This is a genomic window from Mesorhizobium loti (assembly GCA_014189435.1).
Classification (GTDB): Bacteria; Pseudomonadota; Alphaproteobacteria; order Rhizobiales; family Rhizobiaceae; genus Mesorhizobium; species Mesorhizobium loti_G.
In genome coordinates, this window is sequence record CP050293.1 from 2784131 (window position 1) to 2806995 (window position 22865).

21 protein-coding genes and 1 pseudogene are annotated in these 22865 nt (G+C 63.8%); 6 read left to right on the forward strand and 16 right to left on the reverse strand.

Annotation, left to right across the window (positions count from 1 at the left end; all coding sequences use genetic code 11):
* The first annotated feature begins 78 nt into the window (after nucleotides 1-78).
* Nucleotides 79-990, forward strand: coding sequence for an agmatinase (locus tag HB777_13530; GenBank protein QND64804.1), 912 nt, complete (start codon nucleotides 79-81; stop codon nucleotides 988-990).
* A gap of 75 nt (nucleotides 991-1065) precedes the next feature.
* Here HB777_13530 and HB777_13535 read toward each other — a convergent pair whose 3' ends face one another.
* Entirely contained in the window at nucleotides 1066-1278 is a 213-nt protein-coding gene (locus HB777_13535) for a hypothetical protein (GenBank protein QND64805.1), read from the reverse strand.
* Nucleotides 1279-1449: 171 nt separating this feature from the next.
* On the opposite strand from HB777_13535, the gene HB777_13540 reads away from it, so the two are divergent.
* Entirely contained in the window at nucleotides 1450-3477 is a 2028-nt protein-coding gene (locus HB777_13540; GenBank protein ID QND64806.1) for an adenylate cyclase, read from the forward strand.
* A 40-nt stretch (nucleotides 3478-3517) separates the two neighbouring features.
* Here the strand turns inward: HB777_13540 and HB777_13545 are convergent, their stop codons facing one another.
* The 6 genes from HB777_13545 to HB777_13570 form a co-directional block, all read right to left on the reverse strand.
* The gene (locus HB777_13545) at nucleotides 3518-4159 is read right to left on the reverse strand and encodes a glutathione S-transferase family protein (protein QND64807.1); all 642 of its coding nucleotides are present in this window, start codon (nucleotides 4157-4159) and stop codon (nucleotides 3518-3520) included.
* 40 nt (nucleotides 4160-4199) lie between these two features.
* Nucleotides 4200-5072, reverse strand: coding sequence for an aldose 1-epimerase family protein (locus tag HB777_13550; GenBank protein QND64808.1), 873 nt, complete (start codon nucleotides 5070-5072; stop codon nucleotides 4200-4202).
* Between the two features lie 205 nt (nucleotides 5073-5277).
* Nucleotides 5278-5994 carry a Bax inhibitor-1/YccA family protein gene (locus HB777_13555; GenBank protein QND64809.1) on the reverse strand — a complete coding sequence of 239 codons (717 nt, stop codon included), beginning with the start codon at nucleotides 5992-5994 and terminating at the stop codon, nucleotides 5278-5280.
* 60 nt (nucleotides 5995-6054) lie between these two features.
* On the reverse strand, nucleotides 6055-6828 hold the full coding sequence (locus HB777_13560; GenBank protein QND64810.1) for an anti-sigma factor: 774 nt from the start codon (nucleotides 6826-6828) through the stop codon (nucleotides 6055-6057).
* Complete coding sequence (locus HB777_13565) at nucleotides 6825-7373, reverse strand: sigma-70 family RNA polymerase sigma factor (GenBank protein QND64811.1); 549 nt, start codon at nucleotides 7371-7373, stop codon at nucleotides 6825-6827. Before HB777_13565 ends, HB777_13560 begins: the two co-directional genes overlap by 4 nt.
* Nucleotides 7374-7439: 66 nt before the next feature.
* On the reverse strand, nucleotides 7440-8033 hold the full coding sequence (locus HB777_13570; GenBank protein ID QND64812.1) for a histidine phosphatase family protein: 594 nt from the start codon (nucleotides 8031-8033) through the stop codon (nucleotides 7440-7442).
* A 122-nt stretch (nucleotides 8034-8155) separates the two neighbouring features.
* Between HB777_13570 and HB777_13575 the strand changes: the two genes are divergently transcribed.
* Together HB777_13575 and mazG are read left to right on the forward strand one after the other, a co-directional pair.
* Nucleotides 8156-9340 (forward strand): aspartate/tyrosine/aromatic aminotransferase, encoded by a 1185-nt coding sequence (locus HB777_13575; protein ID QND64813.1) that lies wholly within the window; start codon nucleotides 8156-8158, stop codon nucleotides 9338-9340.
* Nucleotides 9341-9429: 89 nt separating this feature from the next.
* Nucleotides 9430-10254: a nucleoside triphosphate pyrophosphohydrolase gene (gene mazG / locus HB777_13580; protein QND64814.1), complete on the forward strand. Its 825-nt coding sequence runs from the start codon at nucleotides 9430-9432 to the stop codon at nucleotides 10252-10254.
* Between the two features lie 63 nt (nucleotides 10255-10317).
* Here the strand turns inward: mazG and hflX are convergent, their stop codons facing one another.
* From hflX to dusB, 8 genes and pseudogenes are all read right to left on the reverse strand, one after another.
* Complete coding sequence (gene hflX / locus HB777_13585) at nucleotides 10318-11709, reverse strand: GTPase HflX (GenBank protein ID QND64815.1); 1392 nt, start codon at nucleotides 11707-11709, stop codon at nucleotides 10318-10320.
* Complete coding sequence (gene hfq, locus HB777_13590) at nucleotides 11710-11955, reverse strand: RNA chaperone Hfq (protein QND64816.1); 246 nt, start codon at nucleotides 11953-11955, stop codon at nucleotides 11710-11712.
* A gap of 145 nt (nucleotides 11956-12100) precedes the next feature.
* Complete coding sequence (locus HB777_13595) at nucleotides 12101-12964, reverse strand: D-amino-acid transaminase (protein ID QND64817.1); 864 nt, start codon at nucleotides 12962-12964, stop codon at nucleotides 12101-12103.
* A 100-nt stretch (nucleotides 12965-13064) separates the two neighbouring features.
* Nucleotides 13065-14426 carry a sigma-54-dependent Fis family transcriptional regulator gene (locus HB777_13600; protein QND64818.1) on the reverse strand — a complete coding sequence of 454 codons (1362 nt, stop codon included), beginning with the start codon at nucleotides 14424-14426 and terminating at the stop codon, nucleotides 13065-13067.
* A pseudogene (locus HB777_13605) lies at nucleotides 14416-16702 on the reverse strand (PAS domain-containing sensor histidine kinase). The gene HB777_13600 and the pseudogene HB777_13605 overlap by 11 nt, the downstream one beginning before the upstream one ends.
* A 118-nt stretch (nucleotides 16703-16820) precedes the next feature.
* Nucleotides 16821-18281, reverse strand: a complete 1461-nt coding sequence (gene ntrC / locus HB777_13610; GenBank protein ID QND64819.1) for a nitrogen regulation protein NR(I) — start codon at nucleotides 18279-18281, stop codon at nucleotides 16821-16823.
* A complete protein-coding gene (locus HB777_13615; protein QND64820.1) occupies nucleotides 18278-19420 on the reverse strand; it encodes a nitrogen regulation protein NR(II) in 1143 nt (380 codons plus the stop codon). The genes ntrC and HB777_13615 overlap by 4 nt, the downstream gene beginning before the upstream one ends.
* Nucleotides 19417-20445 (reverse strand): tRNA dihydrouridine synthase DusB, encoded by a 1029-nt coding sequence (gene dusB / locus HB777_13620; GenBank protein ID QND64821.1) that lies wholly within the window; start codon nucleotides 20443-20445, stop codon nucleotides 19417-19419. Before dusB ends, HB777_13615 begins: the two co-directional genes overlap by 4 nt.
* Before the next feature lie 244 nt (nucleotides 20446-20689).
* Here dusB and HB777_13625 point away from each other — a divergent pair, with 244 nt between their 5' ends.
* Nucleotides 20690-21919, forward strand: coding sequence for a bifunctional 2-C-methyl-D-erythritol 4-phosphate cytidylyltransferase/2-C-methyl-D-erythritol 2,4-cyclodiphosphate synthase (locus HB777_13625; protein QND64822.1), 1230 nt, complete (start codon nucleotides 20690-20692; stop codon nucleotides 21917-21919).
* A complete protein-coding gene (locus tag HB777_13630; GenBank protein QND64823.1) occupies nucleotides 21916-22425 on the forward strand; it encodes a CinA family protein in 510 nt (169 codons plus the stop codon). Before HB777_13625 ends, HB777_13630 begins: the two co-directional genes overlap by 4 nt.
* Here HB777_13630 and HB777_13635 read toward each other — a convergent pair.
* On the reverse strand, nucleotides 22401-22859 hold the full coding sequence (locus tag HB777_13635) for a type II toxin-antitoxin system RatA family toxin (protein QND64824.1): 459 nt from the start codon (nucleotides 22857-22859) through the stop codon (nucleotides 22401-22403). The two genes, HB777_13630 and HB777_13635, sit on opposite strands and share 25 nt — an antisense overlap.
* Nucleotides 22860-22865 lie beyond the last annotated feature (6 nt).

Consider the following 22865-nt stretch of genomic DNA (forward strand, 5'->3'; position numbering starts at 1 on the left):
GGTAGGCACTTCGTTCCGGAGCAGATAACCTCCCCTGTCCACCATCATCAGGACCATCAAGATCAGGACCATCAAGACATGACCGCCTCGCCTCCCTTTCTCGGCTTTCCCGACCGCCTCGCAGATGGCCAGGTGCCCCGTGCGGTGATCTTCGGGGCCGGTCACGGCAGCACCTATCCCGGCAAGGACAGCAGCGGCCATGCCTTGGCCGCCGACACTATCCGCGCTGCCAGCCAGGACGATGCCGCGCTCATCGAGCACTGGGATTTCGATCTCGGTGGCCCGCTGTTCGACGGCAAGCCGGTCTCATGCATCGACGCCGGCGATATCTTGACCACCATGTATGACAATGCCGGCAACCGGGCTCGGATCGAAGCGAAAATGCGCGAAATCCTGGCATTGCCGGCCGTGCCGATCCTGCTCGGCGGCGACTGTTCCGTGACCATCCCCTTCCTCACCGGCTTTGCGGATCACGGGCCGGTCTGGGTCCTGCAGATCGACGCCCATATCGACTGGCGTGACGAGGTGCATGGCGAACGCTACGGCTATTCGAGCCCGATGCGCCGGGCGAGCGAGATGGCGCATGTCGCCGGCATCGTGCAGGTCGGTCTGCGTAGCGTCGGCAGCGCGCGCTTCACCGAAATCGAAGCGGCGCAGCACTTTGGCAGCCGCTTCGTGACCGCCCGCGAGGTCCACGCCCAGGGCGTCGAAGCCGCACTCCGGCATATTCCGGAAGGCGCGCGGGTCGTCGTCACCCTCGACTGCGACAGCCTCGATCCAAGCATCATGCCGGGCGTGGCGGCGCGCACGCCCGGCGGCCTCACCTACACCCAGGCAATCGACCTGATCGCCGGCCTCGGCAGGCGGGCCAGGATCGCGGGATTCGACCTTGTCGAGTTCTATCCCCCCGCCGACATTGACGGCCTGTCGGCCCTGACCGCGTCGCGCGTTCTGGTCAACGTTGTCGGCACCATCGTGCGGCAGGTGTGAAAGCCGGCTTCCTCTCGTAGCATGACGGCCCGACAAGGTTGCATCCGCTGCCGAGAGGATACCCAAACTCGGGCCTCACCCTCGGACCGCAACTACATCCGCCGGCGCCTCATCCGCCGGATAGCCGAGGTCCTTTTGTTCCGGCAGAGACAGGCCGGCAAGTGCCCTGCGCTGCCGGAAATCCTGATATCGGCGTCGAAACCCTGCGAAGACGCGCGCGATATGCCCGGCGAGCAAACCGGCAAAACGGGAGGTCGGCTGGAAGGTGCTGAGGCTGATGAAGGTCATTTTTATTCTCCCTCGTTTCGAATTCATGAGGGCAGTGTCCCACCGGCGCGCTTTGTCGATGTTCATCCAGGCGTGAAACCGGAGGAGAAACCATTACCGAAGCCGCTAAATCGTCGTTAATTCGGCGGCGGGAAGTGATATTCTACCCAAGGCTGTTACATGGGGGCCGGGGTGCACATCGGATTGCTTGGCGGTATCGAGGTTGCCTCTTCAGGCGGGCAACCCCTGCACTTCGCGACGCGCAAGACGTCGCTGCTGTTTGCCGCGCTCGTTCTGGCCGGGCCCAAGGGCCTTCGCCGCGAGAGGGTGGCGGCGATGCTGTGGGCCGGCAGCGGCGAGCAACAGGCGCGCAACAGCCTGCGCCAGGCGCTGGTCGACATCAGGCGGCTGTTTCCGACCATCGGCGACGAGGCCATACGCGTCGAAGGCAATGCCCACACCATATGGCTGGCGGCAAATGCCGACGAGGCCGACATCTGGATGTTCGACCGGAATATCCAAGCCAGTGACGGCGCCAGCCTCGCGACAGCGGCGAACCTCTACCGGGGCGACTTGCTCGACGGTCTGTCGTTTCCCGGCGAGATCGACGAATGGCTTGCGCCGCTTCGGGCGAACTATGCCCGCAAGGCGCTGGATCTCGCCGAGCGGCTGAGCCTTCTGCCGGAGACGGACGCCAGCGAGGAAATGGCTTGCGAAAGGCTGGCGGAGCGGCTGGTGGCACTCGATCCATGCGCCGAGCAGGCCCACCGGGCGCTTATCCGCATCTTCCGCCGTCGCGGCAAAACCAATGACGCCTTCCGCCAGTTCCTGGCCTGCAAGGAGGCGCTGAAGCGCGAACTCGGCGTCGCCCCTGAGGAGGCGACGCAGGCGCTGGTCGAGCGTATCGAGGCGCCTGGGGCAGAGCATCGGCACGAGCAGGCGCCCAGCAGCGCCGGCCCGCCCGAAACCAGGGCGCCGCGGCGGGAAACGGTGGCGGAACCGGCGCGCGCCGCCGTTTCCATACCGGAAAAGCCGTCGATCGCGGTGCTGCCGTTCCAGAACATGAGCGGCGACGCCGAGCAGGACTATTTCACCGACGGCGTGGTCGAGGAGATCACCACGGCGCTGTCGCATGTGAGCTGGCTGTTCGTGATCGCGCGGAATTCCGCCTTCGCCTATAAGGGCCAGGCGGTCGATATAAAGCGCGCGGCGCGGGAGCTGGGAGTGCGCTACGTGGTTGAGGGCAGCGTGCGCAAGGCGGGCAGCCGGCTCCGCGTCGCGGGCCAGCTGATCGAGGTAGCAACGGGCGCGAGCCTGTGGGCCGACCGTTTCGAGGGCGACGTCGCCGACGTGTTCGAATTGCAGGACCTCGTCGCCTCCAGCGTCATAGGTGCGATTTCGCCCAGGCTCGAACAGGCCGAGATAGCGCGGGCCAAGCGCAAGCCGACCGAGAGTCTCGACGCCTACGACAATTACCTACGCGGCATGGCGAGCCTTTACCGCTGGACGAGAGCGGGACTGGAAGAGGCGCTGCCGCATTTCTACAAGGCCATTGAGCTCGACCCTGACTTTACCGCCGCGCAAGGCGCTGCCGCTTGGTGCTACTTCTGGCGGATGGCGAACGGCTGGATGACGGACCGGCAGAAGGAGACCGCCGAGGTTTCCCGGCTGGTCGGCAACGTCACCATAGCCGGCCAGGACGACGCGGTAGCGCTGGCTTTCAGCGGCCTTGCACTGGGCTATGTCATCGGCGACTACGAGGCCGGTTCGGCACTGGCCGACCGGGCGCTTGTGCTTAACCCCAACTGCGCTGCCGCTTGGAGCGCCAGCGGCTGCCTGAAAGCCTGCCATGACGACCCGGACATCGCGATCGAGCATCTGTCTCGGGCAAGGCGGCTGAGCCCGCTCGATCCGCTGACTTTCTTCATGCAGTGCTTCACGGCCTTCGCCCATTTCGTGGCCGGCCGCTATGATGCCGCCTGGCCGATCGCGGAGGCGGCATCCCGCGCGCAGCCCTATTATCTCACCGGTCTACGCGTGGCCGCAGCCAGCAACGCCATGGCCGGCAGGCTGGATGCCGCGAGCAAGCACATCGCGCTGTCGCGGCAGCTCGATCCCGAATTGACCCTCTCCAACCTCAGGCACCGGGTGGGGCAGATCAGGCCGGCCTATTTCGTCAGATATGTCGAGGCACTGCGGCTAGCCGGCCTGCCCGATTGAGCCGGGCGGCGAGAGCCAGCTCCCTGACCGCCGCTCGGCCTCACCCTCGGACTGGCGGCAATTCAGGCGCATCCAGTCCCCTGAAAGGGTCGCTCCAGGCGTCGATCTCTTCAAGCCGACGATACCAGCGGCTGACAGAGGGATAATCATCGAGCGGCAATTGGGCGGCATCGTTGAACGGCAGAAAGGTCGCCATTCGGAAGTCGGCATAGGAAACCGAATTTCCGACCAGCCATTGCCGCTCGGCGAGCACGGCCTCCAGTATCACGGCGGCCGTGCGGAACTGTTTTAGCCCCTCTTCCACCCGTTCCTGATCGATCGGGCCTATGCCGTAGCGCTGTTTGGTGCCACGTTCGAAATGCACCGTGTCGCAAGCGAATGCGAAGTGCTCCTTGCCCCAACTGAGCCACCGGATCATCTCGGGTTCGTCATCGCCGGTGCGCCAGAAATCCGAATGCGCGTGACGCGAGAGCCTGCAGGCTATGGCGTCTGCCTCCCAGAGGCTTTTCCCGTTGCCTTCCACAAGGATAGGCAGCGAGAGGTTGGGATTTAACGGGCGATATTTCTCCGCTTGCCCGGGAGCGAATGGCGAGGCGAATTCAAAGTCGACTTTCGCATTGAGATAACGTGCCACCGCGACCGCGAGTCGAGGATTGGGATTGCGGCTGAAATACAGCTTCATCGGGCACCGCCGGCGTGGCTGGAACTGTAGACCAAGAGCGTCACAGCAGCCGTATCTGATAGCTCATCACACGCTTCGCCCCGGGCGCGATCAGCATCAGGCCCGGCTTGTCGACAAAATCGCCGTCGAAATCGACCGGGCTTGCTATGCCGTGCCAAGGTTCGATGCACAGGAATGGCGCGCCACCCGGCTTTGACCAGACGCCCAACTCCTGAACCCCTTGCCACGACATCTCGATCGCCGGACCACGCTCGGCGGCGTAGCGCACGCTGGTGCTGGCTGGCTGGTCCATGATCACGGCGTCCTCGTCGAACAGCCGTTCGGACAATGCGAGGACGTTGCCTTCGACGGGCGTCGGCTGCGGCGTCGGCAACAGCAAACCCTCCTTCAGCCGGCGGATCGGCGCCGGCTCGTCATCGGCAAAGGTCAGCCGGTAATCCGTCTTGGCCAGATCCGGCAGCAAGGGCCAATTGAACGCCGGGTGCGCCCCGACCGATGCCGGCAGCGGCTCGTCGCCGGTGTTGGTGATGTCGAAGCTCACACTGAGTTGCTTGCGGTCCAGCGCGTAGGTCACTTCAAGCCGGAAGGAGAAGGGATAGCGCGCGCGGGTATCGGTGTCATCGGTGAGGACCAGCGTGCAGGACCCTGGCCCCCTATGCGCCCAGCCAAACGGCTTGTCCCGCGCGAAGCCGTGCTGGGTCATCGGATAGGTCTGGCCTTGATGGTGCAACCGGTCGCCTTTCAGCCGGCCGACGATCGGGAACAGCACCGGCGAGTGACGCCGCCACTCCGGCCCGGCCTGCCATAGAAACTCTGTGCCGCCGGCATCGCGCAGGGAGACCAGTTCGGCGCCCTGCCCGACCACAGTCGCCGAGATGCCGTCACCGTGAAGCGTCAGGCTGTCTTGTTCCATGCGTCCTCGTGGCTGTCAGGCGTGACCGGCAGGCTAGCAAAGGGCAACGCCTGAACTCAAGAGCGGCGGACGATATCGAACCTCACTCGACTGTGATGAACGATCCACCACACATATGGCAAATGCTGCCTCAAATGAAAAACCGTGGCCGGAGGTCGCCCTCCGGCCACGGCAAGATGCGAAATGTTGCCTGCTACGGTCCGGATTACTCGCGTTCGCCGGTGAAATTCAGCAACAGCTGGAAGATGTTGATGAAGTTCAGATAGAGCGAGAAGGCGCCGAAGACGGCAAGCTTCTGGCGCGATTCCGCGTCGAAGTTCTCGGCATACTGTTCCTTGATCGTCTGCGTGTCCCAGGCGGTCAGGCCGATGAACACGGCAATGCCGATCACCGAGATGGCGAACTGCAGCGCGGTCGAGCCGAGGAAGATGTTGACGATGCTGGCGATCACCACGCCGATCAGGCCCATGATCATGAACGACGAGAATTGCGTCAGGTCGCGCTTGGTCGTGTAGCCGAAGAGGCTGGTGGCGCCGAACATGGTGGCGGCGATGAAGAAGGTGCGCGCGATGCTGGTTCCGGTGAAGACGAGGAACACGGAGGCGAGCGACAGGCCCATGACCGCGCAGAAAGCCCAGAACATCGTCTGGGCGCTGGCCGCCGACATGGTCTGCATCTTGAACGAGAACAGCATGACGAAGGCGAGCGGCGCCAGCATCACCACCCATTTCAGCGGGCTGGAGAAGATCGGCACGTAGAGCGCCGGCGTCGACGAGATCATGAAGGCAACCAGGCCGGTGACCACCAGGCCGACGCCCATGTAGTTGTAGACGCGCAGCATGTGCTGGCGCAGGCCCTCGTCGAAGATGGCTCCGGTTTGGGCGCCGGCGCCCACGCGGTATCCCAGATTGGGGGTGTTCATTTCTAGTCTCCTTTGTGGATCGGTCAGTAAAGGCTGGATCGATCAGTAAAGCGTGGTCTGCTAGTAAAGCGTCTTGGCGAGCGTCTCGGCGGCGCGGTCGAGGTCGTGGACCTCGCTTCGACCGACCACCGCATAGGCGACCTCGCCGATCTGGAAATAGGCCGAGGAAATGTCGCCCGAAGGCGCGATGGTCGGCTTGACGACGTCGAAGGTTCCGGGCCGGATCGCGAACAGCGACACCAGCCCCATGTCTTTCGTCTCGACCGCCATCTCGACGCTCGGGCCAAAGCGCGACGGATAGATCTGCACGTCGCGGACCTTCCAGTCCGTCGGCAGCGACGGCATGACGATGGCGGTCGCGGCGCGGATCTCGCCGGCGTTGTAGTTGGGCGCTTCGGACTGCGACAGCATGCTCTCGCGCACCAGCGTCGTTCTGTGGGCCCGCACTGCCTCGTCGACATAGGCAGGCGGCTGCGGCGAGGCGACGACCTTGGTCACCGACATCGGCCCGACGATGCCGTTCGCCAGCCAGCCGGCGGCGACGAAGGCGGCGACCGCCGCCGCGCGTTGCAGCACACCGAAGATGCGGCCGCGGGTAAGCCCCCTCTCCAGCCGTCGCGCGGCATCGGCGGTCGTGGGCCGCGCCATGCCCTTGGAGCCGGCAAGCGCCACGCGCAACTCATCGCGGGTCCTCAGATCCGACATCACGCGCGCCGCGGCCTCCGGCCGGGCGGATAGAAACGCCTCGACCTCGATGCGGCGGGTGACGTCGAGCTGGTCGTCGACATAGGCGTCGAGGTCGATATCGGCCACGGGATCGACAGTTGCTGTCATGACGGGCCTCCAACGATCTTGAGATGGTTCTTCGCCTTTGCGGGAGCCGCCTCCATCTCGCGCAGTGCGGCGCGCGCCCTGCCGATGCGCGACATCAGCGTGCCCAGCGGCACGCCGCTGGCATCGGCGGCTTGGCTGTAGGAAAGGCCTTCGATGGCGACGAGGTGCAGCGCTGAACGCTGTTCTTCCGGCAGGCTGAAAAAGGCCTCGCGCACCTGCGCCAGGCGCACCGAATGTTCCTGCGGCGCCGGTGTGCTGCCCTCGGCCAGGTATCCGGCCTGTTCGACGCGCGCGGCTTCGGACCTGCGCGACCGCATCTTGTCGATGAAGGTGTTGTGGACGATCGACAGCAGCCACGCACGCAGGTTTCCACCGGAGCGGAAGGTGCCGCGCCGCTCATAGGCGCGCACCAGCGCGTCGTGGACAAGATCCTCGGCGTCCGTGCTGTTCCGCGTCAGTGAGCGCGCGTAGCGGCGCAGCGAACCGAGCTGTCCTATGATGTCAAAGCGTGGCATCGACCGTTTCATGCCCTGTTTACGAAGCATGTGGGGATTTTAATCCCTGCGCTGCCAGTTTTTTCGCTGCGGCCGTGAGAAGGTATCCCGCCTTTCTCAGGCCAGAGGTCGTTTTGCCGGTTTCGGCGCCGTTACACCGCAGGCGCGCAACACCCACCTGCGGCCGTCGCTGCGGAAATCGGTGATGCTGAGCGGCTCGATGTCGATCTTCCAACAGGCGGCAAGTGGTGCACCGAGAACGTGCAGGATCGCTGTGCGGATGACGTTGGCATGGGTTATCGCGACGGTGTGGCCGCGCTCGGCGATCAATCCGCCCATCAGGTTCGAGGCCCTGCGCGCGACGTCGGCCAGCGACTCGCCACCATGCGGAGCTGCATCGGGATCGGTGAGCCAGGCGGCGATGCCCTCGGGGTGTTCGGCCTGGATCTCGTCAAAACGCTTGCCGGCCCAGCTTCCATGGTCCTGGTCCGCCAGAAGCGGTTCGGCCGATGCATCCAACGACAGCGCCGCGGCAGTCTGGCGGGCGCGAAGTGCTGGACTTGTCCAAACGCGGTCGGCGCGACGCAGTGTTGCGCGCATCGTCTGCGCAAGGGTGATCGAGCGCGGCTCGAGCGGCTCATCCAGCGGAAACGACCCCTGCCGGGTTGCCGCCGTGGCGCCGTTGCAGATCATCGTCAGACGTACGAGCATCGGGCAGCGATCCCCCTTGAACCGTAAACCGAGATGACATTGCACAGGCTGAGGTCGCAGGAAAAGCGCTGGCGAAATGTGACCGATTTGCGTATCACTCCGCCGCCATTGGAGCCGTATCGATGTTTGAAGCCCTGCAGCCCGCCCCCGCCGACAAGATCCTGGCCCTGATCGGCCTTTATCGCGCCGATCCGCGCCCCAACAAGGTCGACCTCGGCGTCGGCGTCTACAAGGATCGCGACGGCAAGACGCCGGTCATGCGCGCCGTTCGCGAAGCCGAAAAGCGGCTGCTGCAGGGTCAGGACACCAAGACCTATCTCGGCCTTGCCGGCGATACCGGCTTCAACACGGTGATGGCCAAGCTCGCCTTCGGTCCAGGCGCCGACATGACGCGCATCCGCGCCGCACAGGCGCCCGGCGGCTCCGGCGCGCTGCGGCTGGTGGCGGAACTGCTCAAGCGGACACGCTCCGATGCAACCATCTGGGTGTCGGACCCGACATGGCCGAACCACATGCCGGTGATGCGCGCCGCCGGCTTGCAGATCCGCGAATACGCTTATTTCGATGCTGCATCGGGCGCTGTGCGCTTCGACGACATGCTGGCGGCGTTGCGGACGGCAAAGAGCGGCGACGTCGTGCTGCTGCATGGCTGCTGCCACAACCCGACCGGCGCCAATCTGGATGCCGCCCAGTGGGCAGCCATTGTCGATCTGGTCGTCGAGCGCGAGCTGCTGCCGTTTGTCGACATCGCCTATCAGGGCTTTGGCGATGGCCTCGAGGCCGATGCCCTCGGCTTGCGCCTGCTGGCCGCGAAAGTTCCAGAAATGGTCGTCGCCTCGAGCTGCTCGAAGAATTTCGCCGTCTACCGCGACCGTGTCGGCGCGGCGATGATCCTGGCCAGGGATGGCGCCCAGGCGGATGTGGCGATGAGCCAGATGCTCTCGGCGGCACGCGCCATGTATTCGATGCCGCCGGACCATGGCGCTGCCGCGGTGCGCATCGTGCTGGAAGATGCCGCCTTGCGCGCGGACTGGGAGGCCGAACTCGAAGAGATGCGCCTGCGCATGCTGAGGCTCCGTGTCCAGTTCGCCGAGGCGCTGCGCCGGCAGTCCAATTCCGACCGCTTCGATTTCGTCGCCAGCCATCGCGGCATGTTTTCCCGCCTTGGCCTCACGGAAGCGCAGGTCGAACGGCTGCGTGCCGAGCACGGCATCTACATGGTCGGCGACAGCCGCATCAATGTCGCCGGGCTGCCGGAGGATGGGATGGACGACCTCGCCAAGGCGATCGTCTCGGTTCTTGATTGATAGGCTGGCAATCCAGCAGCTGTGGACAAGGCGCCCCCACCGACTGACAGTGTTGGCGGCGCGGCGGGCGGCGGGATAGCATCCGCATCATGACGCCATCGAAAGACATTTCCCGGCTGATCGAGATCATGGCGGCGCTGCGGGCGCCGAAGACCGGCTGCCCCTGGGACATCGAACAGGATTTCTCGACCATCGCGCCCTATACGGTCGAGGAAGCCTATGAGGTGGCGGATGCCATCGCGCGCGGTGACCTCGACGATCTGCGCGACGAGCTCGGCGACCTTCTGCTGCAGGTCGTCTACCACGCGCAAATGGCCGAGGAGGCTGGCGATTTTGCCTTCCCGGATGTGGTGCAAGCCATCACAACGAAGATGATCCGTCGCCATCCGCATGTCTTCGGCGACGAAAAGGCCCGCAGCGCCGGCATGGCCAAGGGCATGTGGGAAAAGATCAAGGCCGAAGAGAAGGCGGAGAAGCGAAGCGCTCGCCTCGCCCGCGGTCTCGATCCCGAAGACAACGGCAAGGGGTTTCTGGACAGCGTGCCGGTTGCCCTGCCCGCCCTGACCCGGGCACTGAAACTTCAGGAGAAGGCCGCCCGCGTCGGCTTCGACTGGAGCGAGGCGGCGCCCATACTCGACAAGATCGAGGAAGAGATCGGCGAGTTGCGCGAGGCGCTGGCCAAGGGCGACACCGCCTCGATCAAAGACGAGTTCGGCGACACGCTGTTTGCCGTCGTCAATCTCGGCCGTCATCTCAAGCTCGATTCGGAAGCAGCGCTGAGCGGCACCAACGAAAAATTCCGCTCACGCTTCCACTACGTCGAACAGGCCCTGGAAAAATCCGGTAGCACGCTGGAAAGGGCTGATCTGGTCGAGATGGAAGCGCTGTGGCAGGAAGCAAAGACCGCGAAGTAGTCTCTCTTTTCGGGCAATTCCGGACGGAAAACCGCTATACACTTTTCCTGGAATTGCTCCGGGTTACCCGTTGTTCTTACGACGCAATCTGCTTTGGATCTCTTCGCGGGCGCTTTGCGTGGCCTTGAGCGAGATGGTGGCGCTGCCGTCATCATTGTCGGTCCGAGAAACGACGTCGCCATTGCGATAGAGCCAGTCGACAAGGCCGAACTGTGCCGGCTCGATCGTCACGGTGAGGTCTTCGAGCTCGCCCGCCATCCGCGTTTCGATGATCGCCTTCAGCGCATCGATACCCTCACCGGTCACCGCCGACACGGCAATCGGCGGCGCTTTGCTGGCGTCTGCGCCATCGGCAAGCAGCCGGCTGCGGTTGCCCTCGTCCAGCCGGTCGATCTTGTTCCACACTTCGATAACCCGCTTGGCATCGCCGGCATCGACACCGAGGTCGGCGAGGATGCGCTCGACATCCTCGGCCTGAGCGGCCGTGTCTGGATCTGAAATGTCGCGCAAATGAAGCACGAGATCGGCCTCGACCACCTCTTCCAAGGTGGCGCGGAAAGCGGCGATCAGATGCGTCGGCAGGTCCGAGATGAAGCCGACCGTGTCCGAAAGTATGATCGGCGTGCCATGCGGCAGGCGTACGCGGCGCAGCGTCGGATCGAGCGTGGCGAACAGCATGTCCTGCGCCAGCACATCCGCGCCGGTCAGCCGGTTGAACAGCGTCGACTTGCCGGCGTTGGTATAGCCGACGATCGCCACCACCGGGAACGGCACCTTCCTGCGCTTGGCGCGGTGCAGGTCGCGCGTGCGCCGCACGGTTTCCAGCTCCTGCTTCAGCTTGATGATCTTTTCCTGCAGCTGCCGTCGATCGGATTCGATCTGCGTTTCGCCGGGGCCGCCGAGGAAGCCGGCGCCGCCGCGCTGACGCTCAAGGTGGGTCCAGCTACGCACGAGGCGGCCCTTCTGGTAGTTGAGATGGGCGAGCTCGACCTGCAGCGTGCCTTCCTTGGTGCGCGCGCGCTCGCCGAATATCTCGAGGATCAGCCCGGTGCGATCCAGCACCTTGGCGTTCAGCTCTTTTTCCAGATTGCGCTGCTGCACCGGGGTCAGCGGATGGTCGACGACGACCACTTCCGCATGTCCCTCTTTGACGATTTCGGCGAACTCGGCGACCTTGCCGCTGCCGAGCAATGTCGCCGGGCGCGGATCGTTGACGGTCACCACCGCTGTGTGGATCAGGTCAAGGTTGATGGCGCGGGCAAGACCGACGGCCTCGTCGTGGCGAGCGTCAGCCGAACGCATCAGCCGTGGGCGGTTGGTCTCGTCGTCGTTGCGCTGGTGGCGGGTAAGGACGGGCACAATGACAACGGCCCGGGTCGGGCCCTTGGCTTCCGTCCCGGGATGATGCGCTGGTTTTCCGCGAACGGTGGCGTCCGCGTCTTTCTCACGTGCCAATCAGGCGCCCTGGCTTTCCTCGCCATCGAACATCTGAACCGGCTGGCTCGGCATGATCGTGGAAATGGCGTGCTTGTAGACGAGCTGGGAGTGACCGTCACGGCGCAGCAGCACACAGAAATTGTCGAACGAAGTGACCACGCCGGTCAGCTTGACGCCGTTGATGAGGAAGATGGTGAGTGGGTTCTTGCTCTTGCGAACTGAATTCAGGAACAGGTCCTGAAGGTTTTGCGATCGTTCCGCCATTGTTCTTGTCTTTCGCCGATCCCCTTCGGTTTGCAAGCCAATGCGCCAAATTAACGGGCGCATGTCAAGCTCGCAAACACCGTCTTGTCGTCAGTAACGACAAGCAGAACGAGATATATTGATGTTCATTCCACCTGTGCGGTTATCAGGCTGGACTTTTTTCCGCAATGTCAAAAAAGGCCTGCCGCAACGAAAGTGTTATTGAGCCGGGGTGTCCATTGGCGACCGTATCGCCATCGATGGCCACCACCGGCATGGCAATTGTCGTTGCGGAACTGATGAACGCCTCACGTGCCGCCTTGGCCTCGGCGACGGAAAAGCCGCGCTCCTCGATCTTCAGGCCGAGCTTGGCCGCCACTTCAAACATGGTCGTGCGGGTGATGCCGCGCAGGATGCCATGCTCGGCCGGCCTGGTGACCAGGACGCCGTCCCTGGTGACGATCCAGGCGTTGGACGAGCCGCCTTCCTTGACGTTACCATCGGTGTCGACGAACCAGGCCTCCTGGGCGCCCGCTTGCTTTGCCTTCTGCTTGGCCAATACATTGGGCAGCAGTCCGACGGTCTTGATGTCGACCCTGTCCCAGCGGTTCTCGGGCACGGTGATGACGGCGATGCCGGTCTCGGCTCGCTTTGCTCCGGCGGCCGGATCGGCCTTCCTGGCCGTCACCACCAGGGCTGGCTTGGTGTCGGCGGACGGGAAGACAAAGTCGCGGCTGGCAACGCCGCGCGTCACCTGGACATAGACCAGGCCATTGGCGACATGATTGCGGTTGACCACCTCGCGCAGGATGAGCGGCAGCACGTGAGAGGTAACCGGCCAGGCGATCGACAATTCAGTTAGCGAGCGGTTCAGCCGGGCCAGATGGCGCGGCATGTCGACGATGAAGCCACGCGCCACCTCGCAGACCTCGTAGACGCCGTCGGCGAACTGATAGCCGCGATCCTCGATATGCACGGCGGCATCGGCGTGCGTGACATAGCGCCCGTTGACATAGGCAATGCGCGGCATGGGCAACCTCTAGGAAATTCTCGGGGCTTTCTTATGCGATTCCACAGCGGCCGTAACCGGCAAATGCTTAGCCCACGCGCGGCTGACTGGGCGTCAGACCTCAGACGCCCAGCGACTTCAGCTTGCGGTGCAGCGCGGAGCGCTCCATGCCGATGAACTCGGCGGTTTTCGAGATGTTGCCGCCGAACCGATTGATCTGGGCTATCAGATAGTCCTTCTCGAATTGTTCGCGCGCCTCGCGCAGGGGCAGCGCCATGATGTGCTGGTCGGATTGATTCGGCGTGCGCGGCATGACATCGCCGATCTCGGCCGGCAAAAGGTCGGCGGTGATCGGCGCATCGACGTCGTCGCCGCGGGCCAGGATCATCAGGCGCTCGACATTGTTGCGCAGCTGACGAACGTTGCCCGGCCAATTATGCGCCTGCAGCACGGCCAGAGCGTCGTCGCCGATGCGGCGCGGCTTGATGCCGGCCTGGCGGGCGATCTGCTTCATGAAATTGTCGACGAGATAGGGAATGTCTTCGCGCCGCTCGGCCAGTCCCGGCACCATGACCGGAACCACCGCCAGGCGATGATAGAGATCCTCGCGGAAACGGCCGTCGGCGATCATCGCTTCGAGGTTCTGCGAGGTCGAGGAGATGATGCGGACATCGACCTTGACCCGCTTGGTGCCCCCTACCCGCTCGAACTGCTGCTCGACCAGCACGCGCAGGATCTTGTTTTGCGTCTCGCGCGGCATGTCGGCGACTTCATCGATGTAGAGGATGCCGCGATGAGCCTCCTCGAGCGCGCCGACCTTGCGCTCGACGCCGTTCGATTCGGTGCCGAACAGCTCGATCTCCATGCGCTCGGGCGTGATGTTGGCGGCGCTCAGCGTCACGAATGGTGCGTTCTTGCGCGCCGACAGCGTGTGGATGGCACGCGCGGCCAGTTCCTTGCCCGAGCCTGACGGGCCGATGATCATGACGCGGCTGTTGGTGGGCGCGACGCGTTCGATGGTCTGGCGCAACTGGCTCATCGCCGACGACATGCCGATCAGATCGAAGGTTTCGCCGCTGCGCAGCTTGAGGTCCGAAACCTCGCGCCGCAATTTCGAGGTCTCGAGCGCACGCTCGGCAATGAGGATCAGCCTGTCGGCCTTGAACGGTTTTTCGATGAAGTCATAGGCGCCGCGACGGATGGCGGAGACCGCCGTTTCGATGTTGCCGTGGCCTGAAATCATCACCACCGGCAAGGTCGGGTGCATCGTCTTGATCTCGTCGAGCAGCGCCAGCCCGTCCAGACGCGAGCCCTGCAGCCAGATGTCGAGGAAAATCAGCCGCGGCGCGCGATCAGCTATGGCAGCGAGCGCGCTGTCGGCATCGAATGCCGTGCGGGTTTCATGACCTTCGTCGCTCAGGATGCCCGCGACGAGTTCACGGATGTCTTCCTCGTCATCGACGATGAGAATATCAGACGCCATTACCGACCTTTTCAGTTTCTCTTTCGTTTTCCGTCCTGCTTTCGCCGCGTGGAGACGCAGCGGCCGCAGGCGGCAGGATGATGCTGATCATCGCGCCGCGCCCGTTGTGGAAATCCGCAGGGGCATCATGAAGTTCCAGCCTGCCACCATGGTCCTCCACGATCTTCTTGACGATAGCGAGACCGAGCCCGGTGCCCTTCTCGCGTGTGGTCATATAGGGCTCGAGAAGCCGTTGGCGATTCTCGCGCGGCAGGCCTTTGCCATTGTCGATGACATCGATGCGAATCGCGCCATTCTGGCGCCCGGCTTGAATCCGGATTATGCCGTGCGAACCGTCCTTCTGTTCCAAACCATCGATCGCCTCGGCGGCGTTCTTGATCACATTGCCGAAAGCCTGCGCCATCAGGCGGCTGTCGAAGGTGCCCTTGAGCGGCTCGTTGCCGAACACGCGTTCAAAAGCAATGTCGGCGCGGCTGACTTCAACCAGGAACGAGGCCTCGCGCAACGATTCGCGCAGGTCGATGGCTTTCATCTCGGGCTTCGGCATCCGCGCGAAAGCGGAGAATTCGTCGACCATGCGGCCGATGTCCTCGACCTGCCGGATGATGGTATCGGTGCATTGATCGAAAATCTCGCGATCCTCGGTGATGACCTTGCCGAAGCGTCGCTTGATGCGCTCGGCCGAAAGCTGGATCGGCGTCAGCGGATTCTTGATCTCGTGGGCGATGCGCCGCGCCACGTCGGCCCAGGCGGAGGAGCGCTGCGCCTGAACCAGATCGGTGATGTCGTCGACCGTCACGACATAGGATTTTTTCTTCCGAGCCATCGTCGCCGGCTTCGATGGTGATCTGTACGTTGAAGGTCCGCTCGGCGCCGGCGCGATAGAAGGTCACCTGCTCGCGGTAGACAGGCTTGCCGGACTTGCGGCCGATCTCGAAAACCCGGCCGACATGCGGCAGCACGGCGGAGAGGTTCTGGCCAAGGGCAGCGCTGGCTGAAATGGCCAGCATCGCCTCGGCCGAGCGGTTGACGATGGTGACGATGCCGTAGGGATCGACGCCGATCACGCCTGCGGTGACGCCGGCAAGCACGGCTTCCGAGAAGCGGCGCCGTTCGTCGATCAGGTCCTTGGCCGACAGGATCTCGTTGCGCTGTGATTTCAGCTCCAGAAGCATCTTGTTGAAGGTATCGCCGAGCGAAGCGACATCGCCGTCCGATGGCCTGACGGGAACCGCAACGTCGAGATTGCCGGTCGCCACCTCGTCGGCGGCACCGATGAGCTGGCGAATGGGCCGCACCAGACGGTCGGCAACGGCAATGCCGGTCCATATGGCGGACAGGATGATGATCAGCGTCAGCGACAGATAGGGCAGTGCGAAGGCCACCTGCGAGGTGCGCCTGTTATCTTCCAGGCCGCGATATTCATCGGTGTTGGACCTGACGATCTGCCGCGCCTTGATCACTTCGGGATCGACCAGGCGAATGGTGTAGAGATAGAGCCCTTCGATCTCGCGCAGCTTGACGATGGCGCCCATGATGTTGCGCGTTTTCGGCTCGATCAGCACCGGCTTGCCGTCGGTGGCGCTGGACACCGCGCCTTCCGGCGGCTCGGGCATGGCGAAGTCCGTCTTGGTCTTGGCACTCATGACGAACGAGCCATCCGGCTTGATCAGTGCCGCATGGGCCAGCGACCGGCCCGCGGCTTCCTTGTTCATCAGGTCGAGAAAGCCAGTACGATCAAGGCCGTAGAGTGCGCGCGACGCATCGAGATCATAGGCCATCGACAGCGTCGTGCCCTGCAGGTTGCGGGCGTTTTCCTGGACATAGGCGTCGGCGATCGACAGCGACGAATTGACGATCGTCTTGGTGCGGATCTCGAACCAGCGGTCGAGACCGATGTCGAGCGTGATCGACGCGATGATCGCCACCATGATGGCGGGAATGGCGGCGACCAGAGCGAACATGGCGACGATGCGCACATGTAGTCGCGAGGCGGCCTTGCCGTGCCGGCGCGCCATCAGGATGCGATGCACTTCGCGTCCGACCAGCGCGATAAGGAACAGGACGAAAGCCGCGTTGAGGGCAATCAGCGCCAGCGTCGTCGATTCGTTGGGTGTGATCGGCGTCGCGCCGACAAGGATGGTGAACGAGATCGCCGCCGTCACCAGCGCGCCCACCACCGCGACCACGCCTGGCAGCGCAAGCAGCCGGCGCCCGTCACGCGTGCCGGGTTCGCTGAAAAGCGGTTGGTTTGCTGTCGGTGCCTGCGGAGCCATGTCGCCGTCTAGTGCCATGATTGCGTCGGATGTATGCAACGCATTGTGGCGATTATGCAACAAGTGTGACCGAGACGGAAATCTTTCGCGAGCCGTCCCCCGAAAAGAGCCCGACGGTTCAGCCCTGGCGCGATGATTTGTAGACGTTGACGCCGAGCTCGCGAATCTTCTTGCGCAGCGTGTTGCGGTTGAGCCCCAACAATTCCGCGGCCTTGATCTGGTTGCCGCGGGTTGCCGTCATCGAGGCCAGGACGAGTGGAAACTCGACCTCGGACAGGATGCGCTGATAAAGCCCGGCAGGTGGCAGATCGCCGGCAAACGAGGCGAAGTAACGCTGCAGGAAGTGCTCGACCGCCTGGCCGATCGACAAATCGTCGGGAATGAGATTGCCGCCGCCCGGCACCACTGGACGTTCGCCGGTCTTGAGTTCGGCCTCGATGATCTCGGCGGAAATCTCGTCCTGCGAATAGAGCGCTGCGAGCCTGCGAACGAGGTTTTCCAGCTCGCGCACATTGCCCGGCCACGGATAGCGCTTCATCAGTTCGATGCCACCGGACGAGATGCGCTTGGTCTGCAGACCTTCCATTTCGCCAAGCTTGAAGAAGTGGCGGACGAGATCCGGCACGTCCTCGGAGCGCTCGCGCAGCGCCGGCAGCCTGAGCGGCACGACGTTGAGGCGATAGAAAAGATCCTCGCGGAAAAGCCCCTGGTTGATCAGCGTGCGCAGATCCTTGTTGGTGGCGGCGACGATGCGCACGTCGGTCTTGATCGGCGTACGGCCGCCAACCGTCGTGTACTCGCCCTGCTGCAGGACGCGCAGCAGGCGCGTCTGCGCCTCCATCGGCATGTCGCCGATTTCGTCGAGGAACAATGTGCCGCCTTCGGCCTGCTCGAAGCGCCCTGTCGAACGATTCTGCGCGCCGGTGAAGGCGCCCTTCTCGTGGCCGAACAGTTCCGATTCGATCAGATCGCGCGGGATCGCCGCCATGTTGATGGCGACGAACGGGCCGCCGCGACGGCGGCCATATTCATGCAGCGCGCGCGCCACCAGTTCCTTGCCGGTGCCGGATTCGCCCGAGATCATCACCGTCAGGTCGGTCTGCATCATGCGCGCCAGCATGCGGTAGATGTCCTGCATGGCCGCCGAGCGGCCGACCAACGGCATCGCGTCGGGCTGCTCTTCCGGCCGCGCATCGATCTTCGGCCGCCGCGGTTCTGAAAGCGCCCGGTTGACGATGTTGAGCAGCTCGGTCAGGTCGAACGGCTTGGGCAGATATTCATAGGCGCCGGTTTCGGATGCGCGGATCGCCGTCATGAAGGTGTTCTGGGCGCTCATGACGATGACCGGCAGTTCCGGCCGCGCCTTCTTGATGCGCGGCAGCATGTCGAAGGCGTTTTCGTCCGGCATCACCACATCGGTGATGACCAGATCGCCCTCGCCCGCCGCCACCCATCGCCACAGCGTCGAAGCGTTGGAGGTGACGCGCACCTCGTGACCGACGCGCGAAAGCGCCTGATTGAGGACGGTGCGGATCGCCGCATCGTCGTCGGCGACGAGAATATTGCCGCGAACGGTCATTTGCGGTCTCCTTCACCGTCTTCATCGGCGCCGTATGGCGCTTCTTTCCAGGCCGGCATCAGGATGCGGAATGTGGTCCCGCGCGGCGTCGATTCGCATTCGATGATGCCGCCATGCTCGCCGACGATCTTGGCGACCAGCGCAAGACCCAACCCAGAGCCGTTCGGCTTGGTGGTGATGAACGGATCGAACAGGATCGGCAAAATATCTTCCGAGACGCCGGAGCCATTGTCGCGCACGCAGAACTCCAGCGGCAGCGATACGCGATCCTGCGTACCCGGAACGGAAACGCGGATGCCGGGCCGGAAGGCGGTCGACAGCACGATCTCGCCCTGCGGGTCGCTACCGATCGCCTCGGCGGCATTCTTGACCAGGTTGAGGAACACCTGGATGAGCTGGTCACGGTTGGCAAACACCGGAGGCAACGAAGGATCATAATCCTCCATTATCTTGATTCTCTTGGCAAAACCGTTTTTGGCGATGGCCTTCACATGGTCGAGCACGACATGGATGTTGACGGGATAGCGGTCGATCGGCCGCTCGTCGGAAAACACCTCCATGCGGTCGACCAGCGATACGATGCGGTCCGTCTCGTCGGTGATCAGCCGCGTCAGCGCGCGGTCCTCGTCGGAGGCCGACAGTTCCAGCAACTGGGCGGCACCGCGGATGCCGGAGAGCGGGTTCTTGATCTCATGGGCAAGCATCGCCGCCAGGCCGGTGACCGAGCGTGCCGCGCCACGATGCGTCATCTGCCGGTCGATCTTGTCGGCCATCGACCGTTCCTGGAACATCACGACGACTGAGCCCGGATATTCCGGCACCGGGGCGACGTAGAGATCGACGACCTTTTCGATGCCGAGGCGCGGCGACGACACATCGACGCGGTACTCGTTGACCGGAGCCCGACGCTCGCGCACCTGATCAACCAGCGTCAGCAGCGGGCTGCCGAAGGGAATGAGTTTTGACAGCGTGTTGCGGGCGAGCATGGTTGCGCTCGAGCGAAAGAAGTCTTCGGCGTCGGCGTTGGCGTAGGTGATGAACCCTTGCTCGCTGATCATGATCACCGGGCGGCGGATGGTGTTGAGCACGATCTGGGCGGCATCCGCCATTTCAGCGCCTTGGCCAGCGGCGGCGTTCATGCGGCGCTCCGTAGGTTCAAGGGTTGCGGATCGCGCGAAAACACATCGCGCAGCAAGGCAATGACGCGAGTGGGCTCGAATGCGGTCAGTATGGCCTTTCGGCTGTCGTCAGCGACATCGTCGGCATGACGATCAAGATACCAGCCGAGGTGCTTGCGCGCCTGGCGCAGGCCGCTCTCAACGCCGTAGAGCGCCAGCATGTCCTCGTAGTGAGCGACGACATAGTCAGCCAGTGCCGTCGGGCTTTGCGGGACGTTGGTCGCCGTCTCGCCTGCCGCTGCCGCAGCGATACCGCCGGCGATCCACGGCGCGCCATAGTGCGCGCGGCCGACCATCACGGCATCGGCGCCCGATTGATCGAGAATGTCGGCCGCTTCCTCTGGCGAAGAAACGTCGCCATTGGCGACGACCGGGATGGACACGGCTTGCTTGACGCGGGCGATGGCGCGCCAGTCGGCCTTGCCCTGATAGAACTGGCAGCGCGTGCGGCCGTGCACGGTCACCATGCTTACGCCGGCCTGCTCGGCGCGGCGCGCCAGCGTCGGGGCGTTGAGCGCGCCTTCGTCCCAGCCGAGCCGCATCTTGACCGTTACCGGCACGTCGACCGCGCCGACAACGGCGTCGATCAGCGACAGTGCATGGTCGAGATCCAGCATCAATGCCGAGCCGGCGTAGCCGCCGGTGACCTTCTTGGCCGGGCAGCCCATGTTGATGTCGATGATGTCGGCGCCCTCGCCGGCGGCTATACGCGCACCTTCGGCCATGTGCGCCGCCTCGCGGCCGGCAAGCTGGACCATATGGACCGGCAGGCCGGAGTGGCGTATGCGCAGGTTGAAACCGGCCCTGCCTTTGGCAAGCTCGCCGCTGGCCACCATTTCGGACACGACCAGGCCCGCGCCATGCGCGTGGGCGCGCTGCCGGAACGGCTCGTCGGTAATGCCCGACATCGGCGCGAGGAACACGCGATTGCGGATTCTCACACCACCGACATCGAGCGGCGCGGCCAATTTGGTCAAGTTAACCATGCACAAAAACCAAGCATGTTCATTCGTTGCACATTCTCTAGCCAGAACCGCCGCAATGTGCAACGCGGAATGACGCCACATTAAGGCGCAATTGGGAAAATGCTGGCCTTCGGGATTGGCCGCGACCAAAGCGCCGCGCGTCCCTCGGGACGCGCAAAGGACGCTTTGGAACTTCATATTGGCGCACGATCTTTTCCGAAAACCGATTACACTTTTCGGGATCGTGCGCTAGGACCAATCTTCAATGACTGACGCAAGTGAAAATCACGTTTCGAGTGCGGATGGCAAGGTCGCGGTGGTGATCGTTGCGGCCGGCCGTGGCGCGCGCGCCGGACAGGCCAACGGGCCGAAGCAATATCAACACATTGGCGGCTTTGCCGTCATCGCGCACACGCTGGAAATCTTTCTGGCTCACCCACGAACGAGCGAGATTGTCGTCGCCATCCATGCCGACGACCACGAGCTGTTCCGGCAGGCGGCGGGCGCCAACGCCGAGCGGGTCACCGCCGTCATGGGCGGGGCGACAAGGCAGGAGTCCGTCCGCCTCGGATTGCTTGCCCTGAGAGGTCACGCGCCGGCGCAGGTTCTGATCCACGACGCCGTGCGTCCGTTTGTCGATGCGGAGTTGATTGACCGGACAATCGCCGCCATCGGCGAGCGCGAGGGCGCGTTGCCCGCCTTGCCCGTCGCCGACACGCTGAAGCGCGAGTCGGCCTCTGGTGTGGTTGGCGAAACCGTTTCGCGCAGCGGGCTTCACGCGGCGCAAACGCCACAGGGCTTTCCATTCTGGCCCATCCTTGCCGCGCATGAGAAAGCCCATCATCTGGGAAAAATGGATTTTACCGACGACGCCGCGATCGCCGAATGGGCGCATATTCCGGTCAAGATCGTTCCGGGCTCGCCGGACAATGTCAAACTCACCTGGGCACGGGATATTGCGATGGCGGACCAGCGGCTTTCCGGCGAACGTGTGCGCTTTCCCGACATCCGTACCGGCAATGGCTACGACGTCCACGCCTTCGAGCCCGGCGACCATGTCACCCTGTGTGGCGTTGCCATTGCGCATGACAAGAAACTGTCCGGCCATTCAGACGCCGATGTCGGCCTGCACGCCCTGACCGATGCGCTGCTGGCGACTTGCGGCGCCGGCGACATCGGCACGCATTTTCCGCCCTCCGACCCGCAGTGGAAAGGGGCTGCCTCCCGGATCTTCGTCGAGCATGCGGCAAGACTGGTGCGCGAGCGCGGCGGCCGCATCGCCAATGCCGATATCACGCTGATCTGCGAGGCGCCGCGCGTCGGTCCGCACCGCGAGGCCATGACCGCAGCCCTTTCGCGGATGCTGGCAATTTCACCGGATCGCATCTCGATCAAGGCGACAACCAATGAGAAGCTCGGCTTTGTCGGGCGCGAGGAAGGCATTGCGGCGATCGCCACCGCCAGCGTGGTGTTTCCCGGCGAGGTGCCGGAATGAGCAACAACGGGCTGGCAAATGCCCTGCTGCAAGCCTGCCAGAAGCGCGGCATCATGCTGGCGACGGCGGAAAGCTGCACTGGCGGCATGATCATCGCGGCGCTGACCGACATCGCCGGCTCCTCCGCCGTGGTCGATCGCGGCTTCATCACCTATTCCAACGAAGCCAAGATGGACATGCTCGGCGTTTCCACCGCCACGCTCGAGGCGCATGGCGCGGTTTCGCGCGAGACGGCGATCGAAATGGCAACAGGCGCGCTGGCCCGTTCGCGCGCCGGGCTCACCCTGGCGGTCACCGGCATTGCCGGACCAGGCGGCGGTTCGGCGGGAAAGCCGGTCGGCCTCGTGTGGTTCGGCGTCGGCCTGGACGACCAGGCCGTAACCGCCGAACACAGACTGTTCGCCGACAAAGGGCGCGATTTCATCCGCCGGGAGACAGTCAGGCATGCACTGGAACTGGGTCTGCGCGCGCTTGGCCAGCTTCAGGCCGAGGGTTTTGCGCCGTAAATGACATCCGCACGCTTCTCGAAAGCCTCGGCGAACATGCGAAAGGCGCGGTCGAACATGGTTCCCATCACCGCGCCGAGAATACGGCTCTTGAACTCGTAGTCGATGAAGAAGCGGACGGCGCAGCCGGCGCCGTCCGCTTCGAAACGCCAGACATTGCTCAGATATTTGAACGGGCCGTCGATGTATTTCACGTCGATGGTGTTCTCGTCAGGCTTCAGCAGCACCTGCGTCGTGAAGGTTTCGCGGATCGCCTTGTAGCCAATGCTCATGTCGGCGAGGAGAACAGTGCGTCCGTCACGCTCCTTGCGCGAGCGAACCGTCAGCGCTTCGCAAAGCGGCAGGAATTGCGGATAGGATTCGATGTCGGCGACCAGCGCGAACATCTGCTCCGGGGTGTGGGATACGCGGCGGGTGGCTTCGAATTTCGGCATGAAACC

What these genes read in the sequence shown, in the direction of transcription:
- HB777_13530 (QND64804.1), top strand. Translation starts at nt 79, where the DNA reads ATGACCGCCTCGCCTCCCTTTCTCGGCTTTCCCGACCGCCTCGCAGAT.
- HB777_13535 (QND64805.1), bottom strand. Translation starts at nt 1,278, where the DNA reads ATGACCTTCATCAGCCTCAGCACCTTCCAGCCGACCTCCCGTTTTGCC.
- HB777_13545 (QND64807.1), bottom strand. Translation starts at nt 4,159, where the DNA reads ATGAAGCTGTATTTCAGCCGCAATCCCAATCCTCGACTCGCGGTCGCG.
- HB777_13550 (QND64808.1), bottom strand. Translation starts at nt 5,072, where the DNA reads ATGGAACAAGACAGCCTGACGCTTCACGGTGACGGCATCTCGGCGACT.
- HB777_13555 (QND64809.1), bottom strand. Translation starts at nt 5,994, where the DNA reads ATGAACACCCCCAATCTGGGATACCGCGTGGGCGCCGGCGCCCAAACC.
- HB777_13560 (QND64810.1), bottom strand. Translation starts at nt 6,828, where the DNA reads ATGACAGCAACTGTCGATCCCGTGGCCGATATCGACCTCGACGCCTAT.
- HB777_13565 (QND64811.1), bottom strand. Translation starts at nt 7,373, where the DNA reads ATGCTTCGTAAACAGGGCATGAAACGGTCGATGCCACGCTTTGACATC.
- HB777_13570 (QND64812.1), bottom strand. Translation starts at nt 8,033, where the DNA reads ATGCTCGTACGTCTGACGATGATCTGCAACGGCGCCACGGCGGCAACC.
- HB777_13575 (QND64813.1), top strand. Translation starts at nt 8,156, where the DNA reads ATGTTTGAAGCCCTGCAGCCCGCCCCCGCCGACAAGATCCTGGCCCTG.
- mazG (QND64814.1), top strand. Translation starts at nt 9,430, where the DNA reads ATGACGCCATCGAAAGACATTTCCCGGCTGATCGAGATCATGGCGGCG.
- hfq (QND64816.1), bottom strand. Translation starts at nt 11,955, where the DNA reads ATGGCGGAACGATCGCAAAACCTTCAGGACCTGTTCCTGAATTCAGTT.
- HB777_13595 (QND64817.1), bottom strand. Translation starts at nt 12,964, where the DNA reads ATGCCGCGCATTGCCTATGTCAACGGGCGCTATGTCACGCACGCCGAT.
- HB777_13600 (QND64818.1), bottom strand. Translation starts at nt 14,426, where the DNA reads ATGGCGTCTGATATTCTCATCGTCGATGACGAGGAAGACATCCGTGAA.
- ntrC (QND64819.1), bottom strand. Translation starts at nt 18,281, where the DNA reads ATGACCGTTCGCGGCAATATTCTCGTCGCCGACGACGATGCGGCGATC.
- HB777_13615 (QND64820.1), bottom strand. Translation starts at nt 19,420, where the DNA reads ATGAACGCCGCCGCTGGCCAAGGCGCTGAAATGGCGGATGCCGCCCAG.
- dusB (QND64821.1), bottom strand. Translation starts at nt 20,445, where the DNA reads ATGGTTAACTTGACCAAATTGGCCGCGCCGCTCGATGTCGGTGGTGTG.
- HB777_13625 (QND64822.1), top strand. Translation starts at nt 20,690, where the DNA reads ATGACTGACGCAAGTGAAAATCACGTTTCGAGTGCGGATGGCAAGGTC.
- HB777_13630 (QND64823.1), top strand. Translation starts at nt 21,916, where the DNA reads ATGAGCAACAACGGGCTGGCAAATGCCCTGCTGCAAGCCTGCCAGAAG.
- HB777_13635 (QND64824.1), bottom strand. Translation starts at nt 22,859, where the DNA reads ATGCCGAAATTCGAAGCCACCCGCCGCGTATCCCACACCCCGGAGCAG.